19 protein-coding genes and 1 pseudogene are annotated in these 20,003 nt (G+C 53.6%); 7 read left to right on the top strand and 13 right to left on the bottom strand.

Annotated elements, in window-relative coordinates; translation table 11 throughout:
• Window positions 1-89: 89 nt before the first annotated feature.
• Window positions 90-698, top strand: a complete 609-nt coding sequence (locus N7640_RS14010) for a DUF6338 family protein (RefSeq protein ID WP_144930060.1) — start codon at window positions 90-92, stop codon at window positions 696-698.
• 250 nt (window positions 699-948) lie between these two features.
• Here the strand turns inward: N7640_RS14010 and N7640_RS14005 are convergent, their stop codons facing one another.
• Entirely contained in the window at window positions 949-1,737 is a 789-nt protein-coding gene (locus N7640_RS14005; RefSeq protein ID WP_279904052.1) for a hypothetical protein, read from the bottom strand.
• A gap of 376 nt (window positions 1,738-2,113) precedes the next feature.
• Between N7640_RS14005 and N7640_RS14000 the strand changes: the two genes are divergently transcribed.
• Entirely contained in the window at window positions 2,114-2,497 is a 384-nt protein-coding gene (locus N7640_RS14000; RefSeq protein ID WP_279904051.1) for a hypothetical protein, read from the top strand.
• A gap of 66 nt (window positions 2,498-2,563) precedes the next feature.
• Here N7640_RS14000 and N7640_RS13995 read toward each other — a convergent pair whose 3' ends face one another.
• Together N7640_RS13995 and N7640_RS13990 are read right to left on the bottom strand one after the other, a co-directional pair.
• Window positions 2,564-3,208: a hypothetical protein gene (locus N7640_RS13995; protein ID WP_279904050.1), complete on the bottom strand. Its 645-nt coding sequence runs from the start codon at window positions 3,206-3,208 to the stop codon at window positions 2,564-2,566.
• Between the two features lie 8 nt (window positions 3,209-3,216).
• Window positions 3,217-4,230, bottom strand: a complete 1,014-nt coding sequence (locus tag N7640_RS13990) for an ImmA/IrrE family metallo-endopeptidase (protein WP_279904049.1) — start codon at window positions 4,228-4,230, stop codon at window positions 3,217-3,219.
• A 451-nt stretch (window positions 4,231-4,681) separates the two neighbouring features.
• Here N7640_RS13990 and N7640_RS13985 point away from each other — a divergent pair, with 451 nt between their 5' ends.
• Window positions 4,682-5,437, top strand: a complete 756-nt coding sequence (locus N7640_RS13985) for a hypothetical protein (RefSeq protein ID WP_023100300.1) — start codon at window positions 4,682-4,684, stop codon at window positions 5,435-5,437.
• On the opposite strand, the gene N7640_RS13980 is transcribed toward N7640_RS13985, so the two are convergent.
• From N7640_RS13980 to N7640_RS13970, 3 genes are read right to left on the bottom strand one after another with little or no spacing between them, the layout of a single operon-like run.
• A complete protein-coding gene (locus N7640_RS13980; protein WP_279904048.1) occupies window positions 5,430-6,023 on the bottom strand; it encodes an ATP-binding protein in 594 nt (197 codons plus the stop codon). The genes N7640_RS13985 and N7640_RS13980 overlap by 8 nt on opposite strands.
• Window positions 6,024-6,037: 14 nt before the next feature.
• A complete protein-coding gene (locus N7640_RS13975; protein ID WP_279904047.1) occupies window positions 6,038-6,613 on the bottom strand; it encodes a hypothetical protein in 576 nt (191 codons plus the stop codon).
• Window positions 6,606-7,454 (bottom strand): bis-aminopropyl spermidine synthase family protein, encoded by an 849-nt coding sequence (locus tag N7640_RS13970; RefSeq protein ID WP_155687331.1) that lies wholly within the window; start codon window positions 7,452-7,454, stop codon window positions 6,606-6,608. Before N7640_RS13970 ends, N7640_RS13975 begins: the two co-directional genes overlap by 8 nt.
• A gap of 777 nt (window positions 7,455-8,231) precedes the next feature.
• On the opposite strand from N7640_RS13970, the gene N7640_RS13965 reads away from it, so the two are divergent.
• Both N7640_RS13965 and N7640_RS13960 read left to right on the top strand, forming a co-directional pair.
• Window positions 8,232-8,510: a hypothetical protein gene (locus N7640_RS13965; RefSeq protein WP_023100297.1), complete on the top strand. Its 279-nt coding sequence runs from the start codon at window positions 8,232-8,234 to the stop codon at window positions 8,508-8,510.
• A gap of 11 nt (window positions 8,511-8,521) precedes the next feature.
• The gene (locus N7640_RS13960) at window positions 8,522-10,072 is read left to right on the top strand and encodes a hypothetical protein (RefSeq protein WP_279904046.1); all 1,551 of its coding nucleotides are present in this window, start codon (window positions 8,522-8,524) and stop codon (window positions 10,070-10,072) included.
• Window positions 10,073-10,431: 359 nt separating this feature from the next.
• Here the strand turns inward: N7640_RS13960 and N7640_RS13955 are convergent, their stop codons facing one another.
• From N7640_RS13955 to N7640_RS13930, 6 genes and pseudogenes are all read right to left on the bottom strand, one after another.
• Window positions 10,432-11,184 (bottom strand): hypothetical protein, encoded by a 753-nt coding sequence (locus N7640_RS13955; RefSeq protein WP_279904045.1) that lies wholly within the window; start codon window positions 11,182-11,184, stop codon window positions 10,432-10,434.
• A gap of 306 nt (window positions 11,185-11,490) precedes the next feature.
• Window positions 11,491-11,783, bottom strand: a pseudogene (locus tag N7640_RS13950) (transcriptional regulator); the annotation flags it as partial.
• A gap of 560 nt (window positions 11,784-12,343) precedes the next feature.
• Entirely contained in the window at window positions 12,344-12,568 is a 225-nt protein-coding gene (locus N7640_RS13945) for an AbrB/MazE/SpoVT family DNA-binding domain-containing protein (protein WP_279904156.1), read from the bottom strand.
• Window positions 12,569-14,184: 1,616 nt separating this feature from the next.
• Window positions 14,185-14,934 (bottom strand): hypothetical protein, encoded by a 750-nt coding sequence (locus tag N7640_RS13940; protein ID WP_279904044.1) that lies wholly within the window; start codon window positions 14,932-14,934, stop codon window positions 14,185-14,187.
• Between the two features lie 430 nt (window positions 14,935-15,364).
• Window positions 15,365-15,718, bottom strand: coding sequence for a histone-like nucleoid-structuring protein, MvaT/MvaU family (locus N7640_RS13935; protein WP_279904043.1), 354 nt, complete (start codon window positions 15,716-15,718; stop codon window positions 15,365-15,367).
• Between the two features lie 212 nt (window positions 15,719-15,930).
• Window positions 15,931-16,608, bottom strand: a complete 678-nt coding sequence (locus N7640_RS13930; RefSeq protein ID WP_279904042.1) for a DUF5710 domain-containing protein — start codon at window positions 16,606-16,608, stop codon at window positions 15,931-15,933.
• Window positions 16,609-16,967: 359 nt separating this feature from the next.
• Here N7640_RS13930 and N7640_RS13925 point away from each other — a divergent pair, with 359 nt between their 5' ends.
• Together N7640_RS13925 and N7640_RS13920 are read left to right on the top strand one after the other, a co-directional pair.
• Window positions 16,968-18,245, top strand: coding sequence for a DUF5623 domain-containing protein (locus tag N7640_RS13925; protein ID WP_279904041.1), 1,278 nt, complete (start codon window positions 16,968-16,970; stop codon window positions 18,243-18,245).
• 362 nt (window positions 18,246-18,607) lie between these two features.
• Window positions 18,608-18,970, top strand: a complete 363-nt coding sequence (locus N7640_RS13920) for a hypothetical protein (RefSeq protein ID WP_279904040.1) — start codon at window positions 18,608-18,610, stop codon at window positions 18,968-18,970.
• 156 nt (window positions 18,971-19,126) lie between these two features.
• On the opposite strand, the gene N7640_RS13915 is transcribed toward N7640_RS13920, so the two are convergent.
• On the bottom strand, window positions 19,127-19,933 hold the full coding sequence (locus tag N7640_RS13915) for an inositol monophosphatase family protein (RefSeq protein WP_279904039.1): 807 nt from the start codon (window positions 19,931-19,933) through the stop codon (window positions 19,127-19,129).
• Between the last annotated feature and the right edge of the window lie 70 nt (window positions 19,934-20,003).

Below are 20,003 nucleotides of genomic sequence, written 5' to 3'. Positions count from 1 at the left end.
AACGTCAAAATTTTAGGGGCGGCGTAGATCAGCCATTCAGTTACGACCCTTCAATAATTACTCTTGGCCAGTGAACGCAAGGAGGCTGGATGGACAGTGTTTTGGCTGAAGCTCTGCCGGTATTACAAGCCATAATGCCGGGTTTTGTTGTTACATTTATTTTCTATTGGCTTTCTGACGCGCCTAAGCCCGGTCAGTTTGAGCGAGTAATCCAAGCTTTGATGTCGACAGTAGTGATTCAGGTTGTTGTCGAGGTCATCCGGTGGCTGGCGCTTTTGGCAGGACAATTCCACAGCCTGGGTCAATGGACAGATGGTGTTGCGATGGGGTGGAGTGTCACGATTGCCGTCGGCTCTGGACTTCTGCTTGCCAAGTGGGCCAATAACGACGCTATTTACGCGATATGCAGAGACCTTCGATTGACCTCCCGATCAGCTGATGGGGAATGGCGTTTCGCACATCGTACGCAAAAAGATAGGGGCGTTACGCTGCAGCTTAAGGACGGAAGGAGGCTCGCGGGATACCCAAGAGCTTGGCCGACTGATCCCACAACTGGCCACTATTTGATTATTCAGCCGACGTGGATTGTTGATGGCTGCTATGAGCCGGCTGACAGGATTACTTCTATGCTAATTTCCGTAACTGATGTGGCTTGGACTGAGTTTCTAGATCAGCCGGAGGAAGAAGATGAGTCGTGATAGAGAGAGCATCGATGAGGTGCTAAGAAAAAGCATTAATGAGGGGTTAAACGTTAATCCGCTTATGCCGAGGAACGTTTTGCCGAAAACGCCGCCCAAGTCGCCGCCGAAGCCTCCTACGAAACCTAGCGAGTCGTGAGGTTAAAATAAGGGCTGCCCATGGGAGAGATGACGCACACCTCCCGGAAGAAGTCGCCTGCAAAGGCGGCTTCTCCAATTATCACCCCCATATCATCAGGGTGCTGCTTACTCAGAAAATGAAGGTTCCTTGATCTTGGAACACTATGGTTGGCGAAATTGCCCGGGCGATTCGCCCCTGTACCGTCCGGCGAACGGCTAGATCGATACCCCCTCGGTGGTCGTTCATGATCCAGGTGCCGTTCGCCCGTTCAAGCCAACCAATTGCAGTCGCCTCACCAGACTCGAACCCACCCGAATAGCGAATACGATCATCCTTTGGCCAGCATGCGACTTTGACGGTGAGCTCACCCATCCCGTTATCGTCCACCCAGGCCAGCGTGGGTATCCCCTCTGGCATCCATACATGGAAAAAGGTACCGGTCTTGGATCGGCCGGTTCGATTGTCGATGTCAGCGCCTGGCCAGAAGTTCTCCTTAGCGCCTAACCCGAACAGGCGTTGAGTGAGCCCGGAAATAATCGCTGCGGTTAACAGATTTCGCGCACACATGGCACGTTCTGAACGGTACATAGTGCCGATCCAATTCTGCTTTGCAAAGCGAGCAAAGCCAGGCCACTCTCCGGTGTTCTCGTAGTCAAATTGGCGTAGTCGCTCTAGGAACTTCCCATCGTGAAATTCAAGCGCCGGGAAGGACGCGGGATCCTTTCCTGGCTCCCAGAGTGATGCCCGAAGAGATGCATTGGTTCTGAAGCCAGCAGAGGACGCGAGGGCTTCGGTGAGGTGCGACGACGATATATGGGGAAGAGCAGCAGACAGGCGGTTTTTTACAGTACGGAGCGCGTTAGCGCACGGAGGCACGAAGAGCATAGAGCCTTCTCCCAATAAACGGGTCATGGCCACCGATTACACTTCGACCCTGATGGGGAAGACGTGAGGGTATTTACCGCAGCTTCGTTTCACCCGGTGGCAGGTGTGGTTGAGCCGACCTGCGGAAAGGATATTGCGACCTTTGGGTGTGAGCAAGCCTCATGATCATCCGGGCAGTACTGAGCTTGAAGAGGGCTGCTGGTCCTTTTTAGCCCGGATGGAGCTCAAGACGGCTGGCCAAAGATCGCAGTGACGCAGCGGATGCTGCGTCAACCTTTGTTGGCGACATCGTTATACACCGGCAATATCCTGAGTAGCTTTGGAGCCCAAGCAGCTATTGGGCTTCGATGTGGTTTGCCTCAGGCGTGATAACGTCACAATGATTTTTGGACAGTAAAGGACTGATGTCGTGACCGACTCAAAGAAGTTGCGTAGCGCTGGGGATTTTCCGAACAAATCGGTCGTGGAGTACGCGACGGTTCGAGTCGAGATACCCCACCGTCTTATCCCGTCGAATCTTAGTAATCCCCACTATAGAGATGAGGACATCGTTGCCGGGCTCTATGCGAGCCCTACCGGTCGCCTCTCGTACAAGACGCTCTACCTGGATAGCGTCGAGCTAGCTGAGCGATTTGTAGCTTACCTCCGGCAGCTCTTTCAGAACCGACCCTATGCCCATGACTTCGCCCTCAAGATTGAGGTGATTACAACCACCCAGAAGGTCACTGCAACCAAAGGTAGGGCCAAGCATTCTGCCGCAGTAGCTGAAACGCTCCAGAAAACTCAGTTCTGACGAAGTCGCCTGAACCGGACACAGCAACGCATAGATCGTATGGAGCGCCGTCGAGCCAGGGGCAAGCTAGGTAAACGGAGGGCCGCTATTTATGAGCCCTCCCAAGCTTTTCCTTAAGTGCTCAATGTAGGATTGAAGGCCAGCTTGCACGCTGTCTTTGGAAGCTGGGGCGGATACGCCGAACGCATTTGTGAGGGCCTTATCTACGCCGGTGTTGGCTCTAACCATGTGTTGGATGGCCGGTAGATCTAGGTGGGCAAATCCTTGGATCAGCGCTTCTAGAGTGATCAGCTTGTTGGTCAGCCAGGAGGTAAGCTGCATGGGATCCTGGGCTAGTAGGCTGGATAGCGCGCGCTTATCCCCTGTTAGTACCCTGCCGTTGTCATCGCCTGCCGCAGCAGCGAAAAGGAGGGCCTCTCCAGCATCGATTCCTGGCGCAGCGTTGAAGATCTCTAACGTATTGAGGTCAACCACGCTAGGCGACAACTTCGTAGCGCTATCAAGAAAATGCTCAACCTGAAGAGCCACTTCCTCGGTTCCACAGAGTTCCAAGCGACTGCGCCTAGGTAGGAGCTTGTATTTGGCAGAGTCCAGAACAATTAATTGGACGTGCTCGCCCTGGTCGCTAAATAGCTCGGGCAGGCGCTCGAGGATCCCGTACTGGGCAAGCTTCAAAATCACGTCGTTGTCTACGAAGAGATTGAGCGCCATACGAGCCCCTATTTGGCCGGTGCCACGCGGCTTAGCAGTCCTAGGGTGTCATCGGGGAGGGCTCTATGCTCAATGCATCTCCATAGCAAGTCGTTGATGACTATACCCGCCGGGGACTTTCCCTCCTGCAGCATGTTTGTGGCTGCCATTCCCAAGGGCCAAGCATCGTTGTGCTTAGCGAAGTTGAGGACTACGTGGCCTGGGTCCACCTTATTCGCTTTGCCATAATCCATAGCGGCCAGCGCTAGGCCCCGTGCGGACATGCTGCTTGTTCCAGAGGCATAGGTCGCGTTTTCCCTGCCGTTGAGCAGGGTGATGGCGAAGTGGTCAGCTGCTTGCTCATCTTCATCCGGATCATCGAGAGCATACGATTGCTCCCCGAGAGACTCATCAATGAGTATCTCGTCCGGCCCTATGTGTCCTAGAGCGCAGTGACCAATCTCGTGGGCAATGATGAACAGCTGCCAAGCCCAAGATGTGCTCTTCTTGGACAGGATGATGACTGGGCGGCCATCTACGGCGGTGACCATGCCGTCCATCTTGGGAAGACCTTCCCCGACGTGATCCAAATAGATCACTGGTACGCCATGTCGCCAGCATGCTTGCAGCGCGTTACGCAGGCCGAGCCAATTACCGCCCTCGGTACCTAGGATTTCTGCTCGCAGCTCAAACGGATCAGTAGGGAACGGCTGATATTTGAAGGGGGTCGCGTAGGCAACCGATTCAGCTACGAACATGGCAAGTGATGTCGCAGCATTGAGGTTCTTGGATTTGTTAGGGATCGAGCGCTTGTACTTCGTATCTCGTCTGCGAAGCTCTTCAAGGCCTGGGTTATCAGCAAAGAGGGGGGCGACTCTCAGGCCCAGCCGCTTCGCCAAAATAGCCGCTACCTCAAGGGTTGCTCCTTCATCCTGGAGCACTTCGCTGGTTACCCAGTGAGGAAGAAGCGAATGCTGGAAATCTCGTGGATAGCCTGCTGACTCGAGCACCCCGAAAATACGGTCAATGTGCGTGTTCGGCATTTCGACCTCCTTCAGTGGTGGTCTCGGGCGTGTGCTGAGGTTGAGCGAGCCCTTTGAGGCTTCGAATAACCTTGATCAGGGCCCGTGCATGGGCTTCCGAGCCGTCCCAGATGTTCATTATTGCACCCTTTAGCTCGCCCTCCAATGAGGTCTCACGCAGCGGCTCCTGCAATTCATTAAGCTGGTAGAAGGCGCATAGCTTAATGAATTGGCCGCTGGCTCTTATCCTCGCGGTGCTTTGGTTGCGGAGACGCCAAATCGTGGGTTGAGAAACCCCACTTAGCCGCGCTATTTCAGAATCGCTGCGGGAGTCCTGCCGTAAGGCTGTGGCAAGACGGGCATAAGACTCGTGGACGTGATTTCTATTCATAATATTCAATATATGCTATTTAATTTCATAAATGAATAGAGTTTGGTAGACTGCCAGCTATCAATCTTGGAAACGACAGCGATGATTCCCTCTACCTTTTGCTGGACCAAAATGGGTGTCGAATCAGGCGAGGCTCTCGACCTGATCATTCGCCGCAAGGAGTGGGAGCGTCAGTTGGGCGATGGGCTGTTTTTCTGGGGTATAGGCCAATCGCTAGGTGACAATGCTCGCGACGCAGCCGGGTCTATGGATGGCGAGATTCAGGTCTTGTTTTCTCCCATGCCTAGTAAGGCGAAGGCCATCGATGTGACGCCGGGTGATGTGTTGGTCTGGAATAGCTGGGTCGATGAGCGAGGTAATACCCAGCCATTGCCGAAGCATGTGTTGATCACCAGTCGAGCTGATTTGCCTTCTGGTCGGCGAAAATCCAGCCATTACGCACTGGTGTGCCGATCCGTCGACAGTTTGGGCGGGGGGACGGAAATGCAGGTCACGGCCGCATTCCTGAGGAACTTCTCAAGTGACAAGCCGCTGGGGGCGTCTCAGGTGACAGCGGTAGTGCGAAACGCTGAGTATGCGGTCAGCGGGAACGTTGCTAAGAAGTATCCGGTGAGTTTTACCGCCAACATGGCTGCACCCTATTCGGTACAGCTTTCTGATCCAGCCCTGCTTACCCAATGCGATGTTGAGGCCATCGTTGAGGTCTCATCCTGCGGAACCGTGGAGGATTGGAATCGCCTTGTAACCAAGCTGCGCAGTAAGCGTAGCTCGGAGAGTCGAAGCCCCATTACTTTCGATCTTTTCTGCGCTGACCAAAGCTTAAGCGCCGCTATTTGAGTTCGGGTATGCGAGCGACCTTCAGAAAGTTGCTCAAAACCTCTGCTCGTGATTTTGACGCATCCAGAAAGTACAGAGATGCTCCGGTCTCAATGGCGTAGATCGAGGCGACCTGACTCTGTAGATCAACGTGCCGTTCAAGCTCTGATTTCGGTGGTAATGGGCGGCCAGCAGGGTCAGCCTTGATGCGTGAGGCCAGAGTTTCGGCATCAGCATAAAGGCAAACAATCACATCAGGAGCCAGCTGTTGGAGCATCTCTTTGGTGAAGGGGGTAACCCTAAAGCCGAAGGATTCGATCGTGACGGGGTGCGAATCGATGACCAGGTAGCCATCGGCTTGTTTGAGACGCCTTGCTTCCTGAATAAGCTCGACATCTACCACTTCAACGTCTTCTCGAGTTATCAGCTTGGCTGACTGCTCCCTCATATCGTTTTGGGTTACCGGGCCGACTCGTGTTGAGGTAACCCGGGCGAGCTCCTTGCTGTACGTGAAAACAGTTACCTGCGAAGCCCGCATAATCAGGTCTGCAGTTAGCGTGGATTTACCTGTGGCCGGGGCCCCAGTCAGGTAGATGATTTTTCCCAACGCTCGACCCTCTGTCAGTTCCTTAAGAAGACGGCATACGGTGGCTTCACCCTGGCAATGAGCCCTATTTGCTTGGTGATGCGCTGCTCTGGGGGGGGAGGAATGTGGGGCTCATGGAAAATCAGGCAGCCCTTATCGTTCTGACCTTTCAGGTAGTCAGAAGCAGTTTTGCCCCGGGATTGTCCGAGCCCGACCTCAAACTCGTTGAGGTTTACCTCAAACTCATCAATCAACAGCTCATCGAGGACTAGGGCATAGCGTGAGCCGCGGACTTCAATACCCTTTGGAACCGCAAGCCAGTCGACGCCATCTTCCGAATACTCAGCGGCGGCCACTGGCGGGGCTGTATGCTTCGAGTTCATCTCGTTCATGATGATTAGGAGGTGCTTCCCTGCTTCCTCCATCGTCCTGCCGAATGGTTGCACCATCGTTTTGGGGTGGCAGGAGCTTCCGCCATATCCCCAGAAGATTGACCCGGCCTGCTCGTACTCTCGCTGCTTCCTCTTAACGATATCTTCAAGAGTCTCCGAGGCATGGAGGCCTACCTTCATGAAAATCACACCCTGTCCATCAGTGAGCGGGTTAGGCATCTGGAGTCTCCAGGTAATGTTCAAGTGAATAGCGCTGTTCTGCCTCCCGGTTGGCATTGAGGTCTGGCTTCTCCCTCACGTACTTGTAGGTCAGCGGATTGTTCTTTCCATAGAAATTGCGCAGGCGATCGCTCGAAAGCTTTTCGGAGGACTTCTCCATCAGGTCTGGTTGTACCCGGCGAAATAGGCACGAGCACGAGCGCAAGTCAGGGGCATCATCCAGGTGATAAAGATGCAGTTGGGGCAGCAGCTCGGAGACAACATAGCCAAGGTCGATTGCCCGTTTCTGAGTGTCGCGGAGCACCTCTTGAGTCCAAGCAAGGTCGGGATCATCCGCGATCACTACTATCCCCAAGCCCTTGTCATGGGTGGCCTGGCTGCCACGCTCCAGAAATGCGGTGACGCTCTGACCGGCGTTGCTCGCACCCCATGGAGGGTTTATGTGGAAGCCGTCGTAGGCTCCGAAATGCTCGGTGGGAAGCGGATCGGCTACGTTGTAGAGGTGAGCAGTGATAGCCACTTTCGGAGCCAGCTTTTCGCCGAACCGAAGAACTGAGTTAACGATGCGTTCATCAAAGTCCAATAGCGTAATCGACGAGGGGCCATAGTCGATCACACCTTGTGCCTTGAGGTGAGCGGCTGAAAGGGCGATGCCGTCGCCGTCTCCCACGAAAACGACCTTCTTGTTGTTGAAAACACGAGCGACGTACTCGGCCTGGACGACCATGTCAGCTACTTTCATGTAGATCTGATCGAACTCCCGTAGCGGGGCGGGGCGATTCATGACTACATCAGAAATGCTATTAATTGCGCTCCTCAGATCAAACTTCACTATTAACATCCTTGTGTAGATGAGTTCAGTTATCGCAGTTGGTGATCCACCCAAGGATAGCCCAGTGTCCAGACCGATGGGCGTTTTGAGGGGGATAGGATCATGCTACCTTCGATGTGCTGCCCATGAGCTTCCTCTCCCGGGCGTTTATACCGGTGATGAAACATGGTACGAGGAGGCCCTTTTAGGGGGACCTCGCTTTACCATAGCCGTCTCCTGATCGGAGAACGGCCCCTACTACGACCAACGCGGTACTGAGACCTGAGGAGCAGGTCACCTGTGGCAAGTGCCACAGAGCCTGCAGTAGCCCCTGCTCTTGATGCCGAGTATCAGGGTAATCTGAGTGGCCTCGGCTAGTCCTCTGATACCAATTAAGGCTCAGTTGGTGAGGCTAGGAGGCAAGCCCATCTCATAGGGGGGACGATGAGAGAGTCCAGCGAGGCAATGGTAGAAGCCATGCTTGAACGACTAGCCCAAGAGGTGTTTGTAGACCACAAGCAGGCCTTTGACTGGATGGATCGGCCTAACATCGCTTTGGGGGGAGCAACCCCTAGGAGTATGAGTCGGACTGCGGCTGGATATCAAAGTGCCAAGCGAGTGCTGCATGCTATTGAGTATGGCGGAGTCGTGTAGATAGGTCAGCGGCTACAGCCTTTCAGGGTGCCCGAATCTCTGCTCAGCGTTTCGCGGGAGATTCGCCGTTCACCTTTCGCTCAGTATGGTTGAAATTTGTCACTGTCCTCATGGGAGGACACTAACAAAACCATACATAAAGGTATTAGCGAAATGAAAGACTATCTAGACAAGAAAAAACTCCTCATCCGCCAAGGGCACCAGCTCTGGCATCTCCATAACGCTCTGCAGGAGAACCCTGAGGAGGTAGTGATCGGCGAGCTAGCACGTGTCTACAAGGATGTGGGGCGCGTAGGTACCATCTCCGAAGGCATGGTTCTGGCCGCCGCCAACATCACCGCTTACCGCAGCACCGAGGAGGGGGAGCGAGTAATGCAGCGCACTCGCCGCAACCTGAAAGCCCGGACTAAGCCCACGCTGTTGTTCACCTAAGGAGAGGGTAGATGAGTCGCACGTTCAACGCTATCGAGCGTGCGCTCAACGCTGAGTTCAAACGCGTTGAGCGAGAAAATCCGAGCCAAGAGCTCAAGATGGCCATTGAGACCAGCACCATCAGGAAAGTCATTCGTGACATCCTTTCCTTGCCTCCCCTGGCAAAGGTGCCAGGCACAGCTGACGAACATCGTATTCTGGAGCAGGTCATCTGTCTGGTTAGCTTTTACAACAGGAAATGGCTGAGTGAGATCCAGGTAGCAATCCCTCACAGCCGCTTTACGTCCAAAACACGCCCGAGCGAGGCGAAACTCAAATCCAAGGTACCATTACGAACGAAGCCTGTTGGAGATAGGGCTCCTGCGATGTCAGACATCGAGTTGCGGAACTACTTTCTGCATCTGCTTTTGACGTGTGTGCCTGAAGAGGAAAGAAAGGCTTTCCCGCACCTGTTGTCGTTATATAACTCAAACGAAGATACATCTGAGACGGCAGATAAGCTCCAGGTTGTAATGGAATCAGGAGCGTGGCTGGTTCTGAGCAAATGCCAAGGCCATATCTACGATGCCGAAAGAGGCTCTCGGCCTCGCCCACGGCCTGAGTCGCAAACACCACGACATAGTATTCGGGATTTCAGCCTTGAAGAGATACAGAGTATTCACGAGGAAATTTTAGAGTCGATGAGCCATAGCGTACCTAGAAGCAGATGGTACTCGGATCTTATAGCTACAACGCCAAGCCAAGATGGCTTGTTCGCTAAGTTGTTGATCAATGCGGCTCTTAATCGCTTTATTTTGGAGAATTGGGCGTTTGAGCATCGAACCCATGCTGTAGCCGATGTCCATCGTGATTTTCTGTCTGAGCTGGAGCAAACCGTTCCTCAGGGCTTGCTCGGTATCCTTGATGACTACCGACTGAATGGCGAGATCTGTCACGGGGCGCTTGCCAAGTATGTGCTCAAGGGCTCTATGTCAAAGCGCACCAACGCTTTGACCGATAGTGTCATGAAAGCACTCAATGCGCAGGCCGAGGCTGTGCTCGCGAGCGCGAGCAACGCAGAGTACGGAGCCGAAGTCGAGGTTAACCACGCCATTCTGCGCTCTCACGAATTATCGCGAGCTATGATTTGGCTCGCCCTCGCGTGGATCTATCTCAACGACAGGAGGCTACCCGATGACAACCCGAATCTCCATGTCACTGGATTTCGCCCTATATCTCGCCGTGCGAGAGCTACAGAGATAGGTCAAAACATGGTTTCGCTAAGGCGCGTTCTGTCGACGTTGATGCTAGGCCACCATTATGACTATCCATCTGCAGCGCGGAGCATTCTGCATGCTCGGTGGGTAATTAATGTACGGCGCATTCTAATTCGCACCCTACTGGATAACTTCAAGCAAGCCGCATTGTCCAAGTGGGACAGTGTACTCATGAGCCAGTGTTCAGAAGACCAAGTCGCGCAGTTGCTAGAAAGGTGCGGCTTGCCTCCAAGGCCATGCGTGCAACTTCAGGGCATTGTGGGGGGGGCTGGCCGCTCATCTCATGCTTCGTGTGAGTCGTCGTAGGTGTGAATTGCATTCTGGTTTTCGAGGTGTCACACAGCTATCTCAGTTCAGGCTGCGTGTAAAGGCGGCGGGGAGCAGCAACTATTTTTGGGCCGATAGTTGTCCAGCGGTGGAGGCGCTTCCGGCCAATTCTGTTGAAAAACTCGGTGTGCGACAGAGTTGCTTGCTCGTAGCCTGAAAAACATCCAAATCGAGCATTGCTACGTAAAAACCAAGGCAGCTTGATCTTCTAAGCGACCCAGACTTCAACGTCGCTCGTGCTCTTTCATGAGCAAAATTGCGGCGGGACTTTTTTAACAGAATCGGCCAAAAGCGGGCAGCAGCCCGATAAATAGACCTGTCCCTTTCTTCTTTCGCATCTAGCTCAGTTCCACCTCAACTAGATAGGCAGGCACCACCTTTTCGAGCGTCTTCAACTGTAAGGTGACCTTGCTTACAGGTATATCGGCCAATTGGGATTCACGGACACGACGAAGGATTGCGCCGCTTGCAAAGACAATTTCCTTTTCGTTGCCGTGATCGCCCTCGAGGTTATAGGCGTAGGCTTTCGTTTCTGACCGTGTGACCCGTACAACCATCAGGTCTACGCGGCCAGAGTCGTATGCCTTTCCACGCCATTCGGCATTTCTCAATGCTACCTGAGGGCAGAAGGAGGTAGAGAATGGTCGTGTCGTGATGAAGGTGTTGCTTTCGCTTGGCCAGAGCCCCCCGTGGAACAAAAACTGCCCATCAGCCATTTCTACACCATTGGACTTGATCGCGGCATCGGCTGGAGCCCAGTCGTGCTCTGTGAATGAACCTTGGTAAGCGCTAAGCGCCGGAGGCTCGTCCGATGGCATCAAGCTTTGCAGCGTTTGGTATTCGGCGCTTGAATACAGGGCAGCATCAACGTGATGCTCGAGCCCATTGTCAACACGCGCGTCAAGCATTCGACTAGCAGCTTCAACAGGCGTGGAGACCACAGCGATAAGCTTGTCCTTCACCTCCATAGCTTGGCTTGGATGCACGCCGTGATTAAGAAGATCCAAGGCCTCCTGCTGACTGGCTCTACGCCAGGTCCAAGCCTCATAGGGCTCGGTAAATACGTCAATGAGACCGACCTTCCTTTGCATACACATCCCTATAATCTGAGAATCTTGCTGCTTGATTCCCGCCGAGAATGATCAGCCTGCGGTAACAATTACACCGAGTAAGTCTGGATTGTTACTGTGGGTCAAGCACAATAACTACCGAGCCGGCAGCGCTGAACCTGTCAGGTGAGACACCACGACTCGTAAGCGGAAGCGAGAGCGTGGCTGTCTGCAGTCGCCTGATGCGAAGGGCTGCATCGGGGCAGAAACCCTAATGAGCTGGCAAATCTGTTGCGACGCAAAATCTCCAGCTCCAGGTGACTGATGTTCACAAACCTCTTTCATTACCTACCAGGTACGCGTGTCTGCTGGAATGAGGTGGTCGATGCGAAGCGAGGCCACCGTGATATCAAGCGGCATGCCGAAAGTCGTAAATGTCGAGAGGAGTCTCAACTCACCTTCTCTGGATTGCACGTGGAGCAATACCAGGGGTGGCAGGGCGAGGCGCGACAGAGCAAGGCTGTCTGGGGACCGTAAGCGCCCGAGCATGCAGCCAACTCGGCGTTTGACAACGCCTCCCGCGCGGCTCTTTGCCAGGCGATGCTCTTGATCTCCGCGCTGTTAATCAGATGATCCTCGATCCAAGGGATGCGATTTGTAGGTACGGTGCGGGCAATGGCGTTAGACAGTTTCTGCTTCAATTCCGAATCGGTTAGCTGCCTGTACCACCGCCCCGCATACTGCCACCAAGCAGCAGGTCTTAGCTCCGACAACTCGATCTACGGTCGTAGCGGGCTAGGAAATTGAGGCCAAGAGGAGCACCTAGATACCTGTATGGTCGAGTCAGATCTCTACCTGGCCGGTCCGACACTGGCTAGCTATATCAACCTCTAGGGGTAACTAGCAAAAAATGCTAGTTACCCCTAGTTTTCGCTATATTTCTAACGAGGTTGTGATGGATCCGTACCGCAACCTTTGCCCCAGGTGCCGGCGTTAATCCGCCAGAGCTTGCTGGTCGGGACTCGGTTTTGGAGATAAATAAGATTTCTTGCGGACTCGCAGCGGCAGGAAACCTGGACGTTCCGGCCTAGTTCCATTCCAAGCAATTACCCGTTGTCATGTGTGGAGCCCAATTTCCGCAGGAGGCACTAGCGATCCGCCAGCGGTGCCGCAGAATCGGCTGACAAGGAAGCGTTGGCGGTTACGTTTGTTTCTTTGCTATGGAGTCCATGTGCTCCACCAACTCGTCTATACGGTCAGGGACGCGAGGAGTTTTGCTCAGCACCATACAGCGAACGGTACCGACATATTCCTCTACGAGATAAAGGCTGTCTCCAACATCGACTCCCATCAATTGGAGAACCTCATCGGGAATACGGATGGTGCCATCACCATCCCAGTCCTCAATCACCACATGCGTTATGATCAACTACTCAACCCTCATATGAGCCGACGCTTGAATAGCCGTGCTTCCATAAGGCTAGCCAAGCATCTGTAAACTAGGATCGATGGTCATCCGCTGAGCGCAATGTAGCTTGATCCATATTGCGTCCGGTCCGAGACTAAGCCTGTCATCTTTCATTTGAGCTTGGTCATGACCGCGAATGTTCAAGGCCACTGTGACTCGGGACAGCAAGGACCAGCAGCGCTGCTCACCGCGATGACCGTCCTAGAGAAATGGAACGCTTCGCCAGCGCAAGCATGCAGCATCTTGGGCATCTCGCATCAGACGTGTGCAAAGCAATATGGTTTGGAAATTGGGATCTCCCTGGAGACCAACTGCAACACATCAGCTTAGTGCAAACATCGATGCCGTGCTCCGGACAGTATTCGAAAACTCTGGGAACGCGTATGGCTTCCCCTCAATGGCGAATCACAATGAGTCCTTTGATGGGAGGTCTTTCGTTGAAGTCATGGCTAGGGGCGACATGACGTCTCTATGCGAAACGCATAAGAAGATCGACGCTCTCAGAATCCTCTAGAGGCCAGATCATCTAACACGCTCAAGGTATAAACTGCCTAATGCATCACCCTTGCTGATGCCCCAACTGCTTGAGCAGACTTCTTGTTGTGTCGCGCTTGATCGCGCTTGGGACGGCATGGAGCAAGGACCTCTGGCGCTGGCACTCATGATGGCTGCGATGGCGAGATTGGCCCAGGCCTGCTGGAACCTAAGAGCCCGCAAGGTCGGGGCAGTACGCGCCACGCTGAAGTCATGAAGCACCGCAATGCGTTTACCGGTAGAGCTTGCGAGGGAAACATTGTGCAAGTTTTGCAGACGGCACATTCGGCCCAGCCAGCTGAGTACATCGCCAGGGTGTGGCTGGCTCCTTGGATAAGAGGCCTATGGATGGGACATCTAGCCACGCCAAGGATCAAGCCCAGCAAGACAGGGCAGCCGGGAGCTCTAAACTGGCGACCTCAGAAATGACAAAGGCGGCCTCAAAGAGACCGCCTCAAACCAAGTTTCATCACCGATAATAGATGCACGGGAGAGGAAGCTCTTGGGCAGCGAGTCGAGGATAGCACTGATCGAATCATCACTGCGAATCAGGTAGGTCTAGCTTCTAATCGGAATATGAGAACTGACCAATCGCAGGCAGGACGATGGCTCACTGCACTGGCTATCTCTGTCCACTCCCATTCGACACCGCGGCAGGTGGCCATACCAGGAAAAACTACTGCCAAATAAATGCAGGTCAGATCCTCGTCTGTACCCCGGAGTGCGGCACCCGCGGGTTCCATCGCCGACGAATAGTGGCCTTGTGGCTCACCGACGATACACCGAGCAGACCATTCGCCTCGTTAGCCCCGCCATGCCGCAACAAATAGTCCTTGGCAGCAGCACGCTCTGCTTTGACAGCGCATAGTCCTGATCGAAAAACTCTGTTCGAATTGCTACATACAGCCAATAAGGCGCCGGTTGTCGATAGTTGAATAAGTAGGAGCTGGAGACTCGACTGGCCCGAGCTATGTCAGCGAAATGACGCTGCCTTCGTCCCAGGTTCACCTCCTATCTCGTGCAGTCAGGGGTACCTTCGCTCAAGAAATCAGTCGCAGCAATTCATCAACACCCGCTCGTGCAGCAGGAATGAGTACAGGTTTGCCAATCGTGAACGGAGCTTCGACTCTGCAGCGATCTGCAAAGCGAACAAAGTTCTTATCTGCAGAAACGATTACATCAGCGTCTAGGAGATGGGTCGCCAATCGTGAATCACTGGGTGTACCGTTAGTTACCTTGTGCCATGCCTGAAGAAACTCGAAAGAGCCTCGAAGCCACTGTCGAGGTACCCCTGCTGGGTCGAGTTCGTGTAGCCAAAGCCGATTCATAGATTCAGAGGATGCAAGCATGGCGAATACATCGACCTCGCTATCTAGCCATTCCCTTACCGCGCTTGCATAAACCTGCAGCTCCTTAGTGAAGAAATGCAGGCTTGGTGCGCGCCAGTAATGCACCGGTTTCCCAAGCCAACCTCGGGTGCTTGGTTCAGGTAGAAAACCTACGTGCTGTAGATTTTCCGTTGGCGCCCCTTTGGCTCTCTTCAGTCGCTCTCGGATGGCGAATGATTCCTCGACGGCAAGTCGACTCTCTTGTTCGCAACGAAGGCTTTCGGTAGTTGAATCCTGCGTTACCCCTCGACGTACGCGATCCCAGTATCCGCCAGTGCGACGTACCCAGTCATACCGTAACCGATGTACTTCCTTCATCCGCGGATTGGGAATAATCCATTCAGGCCGTGCGCGTTTGATCTCGCCCTTCAGCTCTTCACATTCGCTGTAGATTTCCGGCATGAGGCGCTGCCATTTAGAATGTGTCACTAACCGCACAATTCTGCGGCGAGCCTCGGCGTTGGGTAGCCTTTGCACCTCATCGACTATCGCTGGTGAGACCAAAATGGGCGCCTTCGCAGCCACTGAGGCGGCTACTAGGTCTGAGCCAGCGTCGTGGTCTGCTACGTAGCTCCAAACATTTGTATCCAAGAAGAATTTCATACCGGCTAGACTACCGATCACATTATTTTAGGTTCGGCTAGATTAGCGTGGTGGAGATTGCATATGCTCAGCATATTTAGCCTGCATAGGAAAAGAAAATGAGCTGGGTTCTTAAGAAAGTAAAATTTGCTCCAACTAAAATTTGATGGTGGTGAAGTCGGCTAAATTAACGCGCAGTTGACACGGAAACGACAAGGGCCGCACATGCGGCCCTTATATATAGATTAAGCTAGTTTACCCAGCTCTTTACTTGATCACCGTACTGCTCTTTCCAAGCTTTCAGCACCTTGTGATTGCCTCCCTTGGTCTCTACAACTTCACCAGTGTGCGGATTTTTGTATGTCTTGAGCGTCCGTTCACGGCGAGCACCTTTTACTGGGGCCACAGCGCTTTTGCTGGCGCTTGGGTCGAGTAGAGCAATAACGTTGCGCAGGGAGTAGTTGTAGTCTGCCAGCAGTGTGCGGAGCTTTGTCTCGAATTCAATCTCACGCTTGAGCTTTTCGTCACCCTTGAGGGCTTCCAGACGCTTTTGCTGCTCTGCAATCTGAGCTTCAAGGGCTTTGTATTCAGCAATAATAGACATGTTTATTCCTAGGTCGCTCGTCAGTGCTCCTAAGATACATAGCCGAAGGGGTAGAGCTCAACCAGAGTCGCAGCTAGCGGAGCGGAGGCAGCCCAAATTGAGCGTTCGTGAGCGTTTGCTGCCGACCGAAGAGTATCGCCGTAGATAATTCATCCAGAAGACCAAGAGTTCGCCGTCGTAGGCGGAGAACCCCTTAGCCTTAAAAGTTGTGGTTAAGGTTGTTCGGGAACCTGCATCCAGTCGAAAAAATCTTCAGAGGTAATGCCGACGCTACAGTTGGCATCGAATCGCTCATTGATTCTAAAGAGAGTCATTCGCTGGCCTTCGTTTGGCGAGGTCGGAAAGAAAGCTCCACCAGGCTCGTTGTGCATGAAGAAATCGCCGAGCTTCGCTCCGCAGTGCTCACAGTGATTCATTAGGTACCGGCTACCGGCCGTCCTGCTGTAGGCGTGCTTGAAATTTTCAGTGAAGCGACGGATCTGCTTTGTGACCTGAGGGGATAGGCTGTACACGTCGGAGGCGGTGCCGCGATATCCATGGTTCTTCCATTCGCCGAGGTTGCTCGTGAGCGAAAAGCCTTCGTCTTCATCCTCAATGTAGTCGAACTGTTCGTGCTCCTCGGGAAGCTTAAACGAGAAAACTCGCGTCCATTCAGGGCATTGCCAGCAGCGGGTAGTTGACTGAATCACGTAGTAGAAAGGGGCTCTGACGCGAAATTCAGGTTCGTGTTCCAGAGCTGAATTCTCTGTCACAGGTAGCCATCGGGCCAGCTGGGCCACATCGCCCCCTTCGGGGATGTACCAAACCTTTAGGTCAGGATCCCAGCGGGCGCCGAGGGCTTTAGCTTCATCTTTCTGTGAAAACGGGACAATCAGGTCGATCCTTGCCATTTTGATTTCCTTACTTGTTGCTAATTCAATATGCGCCAGACCCATATTGGAGGTTTCTGGCCAAACCTCTGATGAGTCGAATGGCTGCGCGAGCAGTAGCCAACCTGGATTCAGTTGGCATCGCAGGTTCAGTCTTAGCAGATCAGGCAGCATTAATGGGGTGAAGCTTTCCGAATGCGCTGCTGCTTGAGGTCATCGCAAAACCACTGCTACCATGCAACGGCGCCCCGGCAGGCGTATGACACCCGTCTTTAAGAGCTGGTAACGGCACTGCCTTGCTAATAAACGACCGACTGTGAATTTAATCGGTCTGTTGTAGCGGAGACGGGTGACGCTGCGAGATAGACCGGGAGAAATTCATGGTTACCCTCGCTACCCCTCCGTCAACTATCGACGGCCTCAAGCGCTCGGCAAAGTCTATCAAGCGCGTATCTGGCATCACTCACCACCAAGCCCTTGATGAGGCCGCCCGCAAGGCAGGCTTCCAGAACTTCATGCACGCCAAGCGGGCCATCGCCAAGGCTAGGGCCCAGAGCTTTACCGCCTATGTCACGGTGTACTGGAATGACCTCCATTCTAGCGCTCGATCATCTGGCCGCTGTACCGTCGAGGTTCAACTCAAGCTCCCCCTCTCCGAATTGCTTGCTGATGGCATCAAGATTGGCGGCGCGTACCTGAGTAGATTCAAACTTGAAGCGCCAGATCACCTCGAATTACGCACGGATGCTGCCAGCCAGAACAGTGCGATGCAGTACTTGGATCAAGCCAGCTTTACTCTGCTCTTCTTGAACGCAACCGGGCTGGTGGGTGGGTGCAGGAAGGAGAATTTTGAGGCAGTGAAAAGCTTGGGTCGGATACCGAAATCCGATCACATGACCGGCTGGGAAGATCCACAAACCGGCGATTGGTTGCTGTTGGATGAGCCCTACATTTCGCCTGTGCCTGGATTTAGGGAAGAATGGCTGCAGGAGCATGGACTGTATCAGGTGGCGCCAAGTTGGCACGGGCTTTACTACCCTGGCTACTCCGTCCCATATCTGATCTCGCCCAGTCAGGCTCTAATCAAGAAGGTGCAAACCCTGGTTGAGGGAATTCCTGATAGCGCTTATCCCAAGGGGCTGCCCCGGAAAATGGAATACGATTCCAAGTTTATTAGCCCGGCCCGTATTGCTTCAGGAAAGCCTCGCAGGCCGCACACGTTGCCATCCAGTGGCGTCAGAAATGGAGCGGTAGCGTACGGTGGAGCGCGTGGGGTTCGTTCCAAATGGCGCCCGGTACGGGGAATGCCATTGGAGATGCACACAACCGTTGGACCGATCCTACATAAGCTCTGCAACAGTTCGGTCCGTGCTGCTGGCGTAACCGCTAGGGTTTACGAGAAATTGAACCAAGTGCGTTCGCGTCTTGAGGACTGGGCTTTCATGGAGCACCCCAACGGCATTACGGAGGAGGTCGAGGCCAAGTTTTACTACGGACCAGTGATTGATGGATTTACCACTCCGCAAGACACGCTTAAGGCCATTGAGACGGTCTGGGCCGTGCTCCTTAAAGGCTATGAGGATTGCAAGCCAAGGGCTCAGATGCTGGCCAAGATTGAGTCTGCTGCTGTGGACCTTCGGAAAAAGGTAAGCCCTTAGATGTTGGGTGTACCGGCATGGCCTGCCTTGTTTTAGGCCGGCCATTGTTGATGTGGTGAGGGTCGCTGTAGAACTAGAGGGCAGCACGTCTGGTTTGGAGCTTGCTGAGGACCACTCATATTCCAATGCTGTGCAGGGCCTAGGTAGTGTTGGCAGAGGCACAGCAAAGGCAAGCAGTCATAAACCTGCAAGATAGGCTGCTGTTTTTCTCATCCGAGCGAGTTCAGATGCGTGCTACAGCGGACTGAGCGCGCGCGCAGATAAATGAAATGTGCAGGCTGCAGCGAAGATCTTTCTCCTGAGAACGAAAGATCGGAGCACGGGCCCTGCAAATAAACGACCAAGCATTAGGGAGCAAAAGAATGGCGGTATATGAGGTCTTGAAGGGAGAGCTGGTAAAGGTAGCTGCACAGTTGGAGGACCTGCTCCTCCCGGAACTTGCCGACTTTGACGATTATGAGGTTGGCCTGCTGCAGAAAAAGCTGGGCTTCATCGTTTACGATGATGTGGCAGATGCATACAGGCTGTTCCGCCGAGAGAACATGGAGCGGGCTAGGGGGGAGCTGCCGGGTGTTCGCTTTATTTTTGATGTCTGCATTGACGGCTCGGCGATGGACAGCATCCTAATAAAGGATGATTCGCTCCCTGATTTTTTGGCTGTTATGCGAATGCTTGAGCCGCTAGTTAATCGTGTTGCCACCTTGCGACAAGAAGTTCTCGGCTGATTGATCTGTACGTTTCTCTCAGCGCGTATAGGGCCAAGAGCTGTTACGTTCCTTGATCTTCACAGAGGGCGCCCGCGAGGGGCGCCTTCTCGAATGCAGTAGCGCTTAGCCTACGATTTCCTGCCTTCAACTGGTTGTGTGTGGGATTTCAGTTCATTACTGGCGAAACAAGCGCTTCCAGTCCCTAGTGACAAGCTCTCGACATGCTTCAGGTGCTCCGCCGAAGCAGCGCAAGGAAACCTCCTTCATTCGCTCTTCAGATTCATAGGTGATCGGTTCGCCATTTTGATCAATGAGCACACCGCCAGCGCCGATCAGTAGTGCGTGACCTCCCGCTACATCATGAGCTGACACAGGTACAAGGGACGTACCAACGACAGCATCACCAACTGCAGCACGAGCGAGGCGATAGGCGATACTGGGCATCGGAATGAAATCTGCCGGGGCACAAAGCTCTGCATTGAGTTCGAGTTTGCTTGTCGCGGCAGTGCTTACTAGTACCGCGCTGCTGGAGGTCAACCTCAGCTGATCAAGCAGAGCAGGTACTGTTTGCCTATTGCGAATGATTGCTGGCAGTCCTTCTGCCCAGGAGATGCAATCTTCACCACCATCCGGTGTGATCGGCGCGTAGACCACCCCGAGAACAGGGATTGCATTGTGAAGTAGGCCAACAGAGATGGCTGATCCTGCACGATGCTGTAGGAAGTCCCCTGTTCCATCGTTCGGGTCGACCACCCAACAGTAGTCGTGGCCTGTCATATGGGTTCCAGTTTCCTCACCCCAGAAATCACAATCCAGAATCTCGAGCAGATCTAGTCGTAGCTGAGTCTCTATCTCGGAGTCGATAGCTGCTTTGTCCCCATGGCCTCGGGGGCCGCCGATACGGTGCCACTCCGTAGATAGCAGCTTCCCGGCAGAAAGAACTCGTTCAACGACAGGGGCGAGCAAGTCCATGGTGTTCATAGGAACCTCCTACGTTTATCGATTAGCCTCTGAAGATTAATCGTTTCTGCCCTAAATGCTCCTTTGAAGA

This window comes from Pseudomonas sp. GD04015 (assembly GCF_029837675.1).
Classification (GTDB): Bacteria; Pseudomonadota; Gammaproteobacteria; order Pseudomonadales; family Pseudomonadaceae; genus Aquipseudomonas; species Aquipseudomonas paralcaligenes.
The sequence above is the reverse complement of the archived record's forward strand: the minus strand, read 5'-3'. Positions and strand labels throughout refer to the sequence as shown.

Excerpts from the sequence above, each read along its gene's own strand:
- N7640_RS13925 (WP_279904041.1), top strand. The coding sequence starts at position 16,968 with ATGGTTACCCTCGCTACCCCTCCGTCAACTATCGACGGCCTCAAGCGC.
- N7640_RS13985 (WP_023100300.1), top strand. The coding sequence starts at position 4,682 with ATGATTCCCTCTACCTTTTGCTGGACCAAAATGGGTGTCGAATCAGGC.
- N7640_RS13920 (WP_279904040.1), top strand. The coding sequence starts at position 18,608 with ATGGCGGTATATGAGGTCTTGAAGGGAGAGCTGGTAAAGGTAGCTGCA.
- N7640_RS13940 (WP_279904044.1), bottom strand. The coding sequence starts at position 14,934 with ATGCCGGAAATCTACAGCGAATGTGAAGAGCTGAAGGGCGAGATCAAA.
- N7640_RS14010 (WP_144930060.1), top strand. The coding sequence starts at position 90 with ATGGACAGTGTTTTGGCTGAAGCTCTGCCGGTATTACAAGCCATAATG.
- N7640_RS13955 (WP_279904045.1), bottom strand. The coding sequence starts at position 11,184 with ATGCAAAGGAAGGTCGGTCTCATTGACGTATTTACCGAGCCCTATGAG.
- N7640_RS13915 (WP_279904039.1), bottom strand. The coding sequence starts at position 19,933 with ATGAACACCATGGACTTGCTCGCCCCTGTCGTTGAACGAGTTCTTTCT.
- N7640_RS13935 (WP_279904043.1), bottom strand. The coding sequence starts at position 15,718 with ATGTCTATTATTGCTGAATACAAAGCCCTTGAAGCTCAGATTGCAGAG.
- N7640_RS13970 (WP_155687331.1), bottom strand. The coding sequence starts at position 7,454 with ATGTTAATAGTGAAGTTTGATCTGAGGAGCGCAATTAATAGCATTTCT.
- N7640_RS13975 (WP_279904047.1), bottom strand. The coding sequence starts at position 6,613 with ATGCCTAACCCGCTCACTGATGGACAGGGTGTGATTTTCATGAAGGTA.
- N7640_RS13960 (WP_279904046.1), top strand. The coding sequence starts at position 8,522 with ATGAGTCGCACGTTCAACGCTATCGAGCGTGCGCTCAACGCTGAGTTC.
- N7640_RS13990 (WP_279904049.1), bottom strand. The coding sequence starts at position 4,230 with ATGCCGAACACGCACATTGACCGTATTTTCGGGGTGCTCGAGTCAGCA.
- N7640_RS13930 (WP_279904042.1), bottom strand. The coding sequence starts at position 16,608 with ATGGCAAGGATCGACCTGATTGTCCCGTTTTCACAGAAAGATGAAGCT.
- N7640_RS13995 (WP_279904050.1), bottom strand. The coding sequence starts at position 3,208 with ATGGCGCTCAATCTCTTCGTAGACAACGACGTGATTTTGAAGCTTGCC.
- N7640_RS13965 (WP_023100297.1), top strand. The coding sequence starts at position 8,232 with ATGAAAGACTATCTAGACAAGAAAAAACTCCTCATCCGCCAAGGGCAC.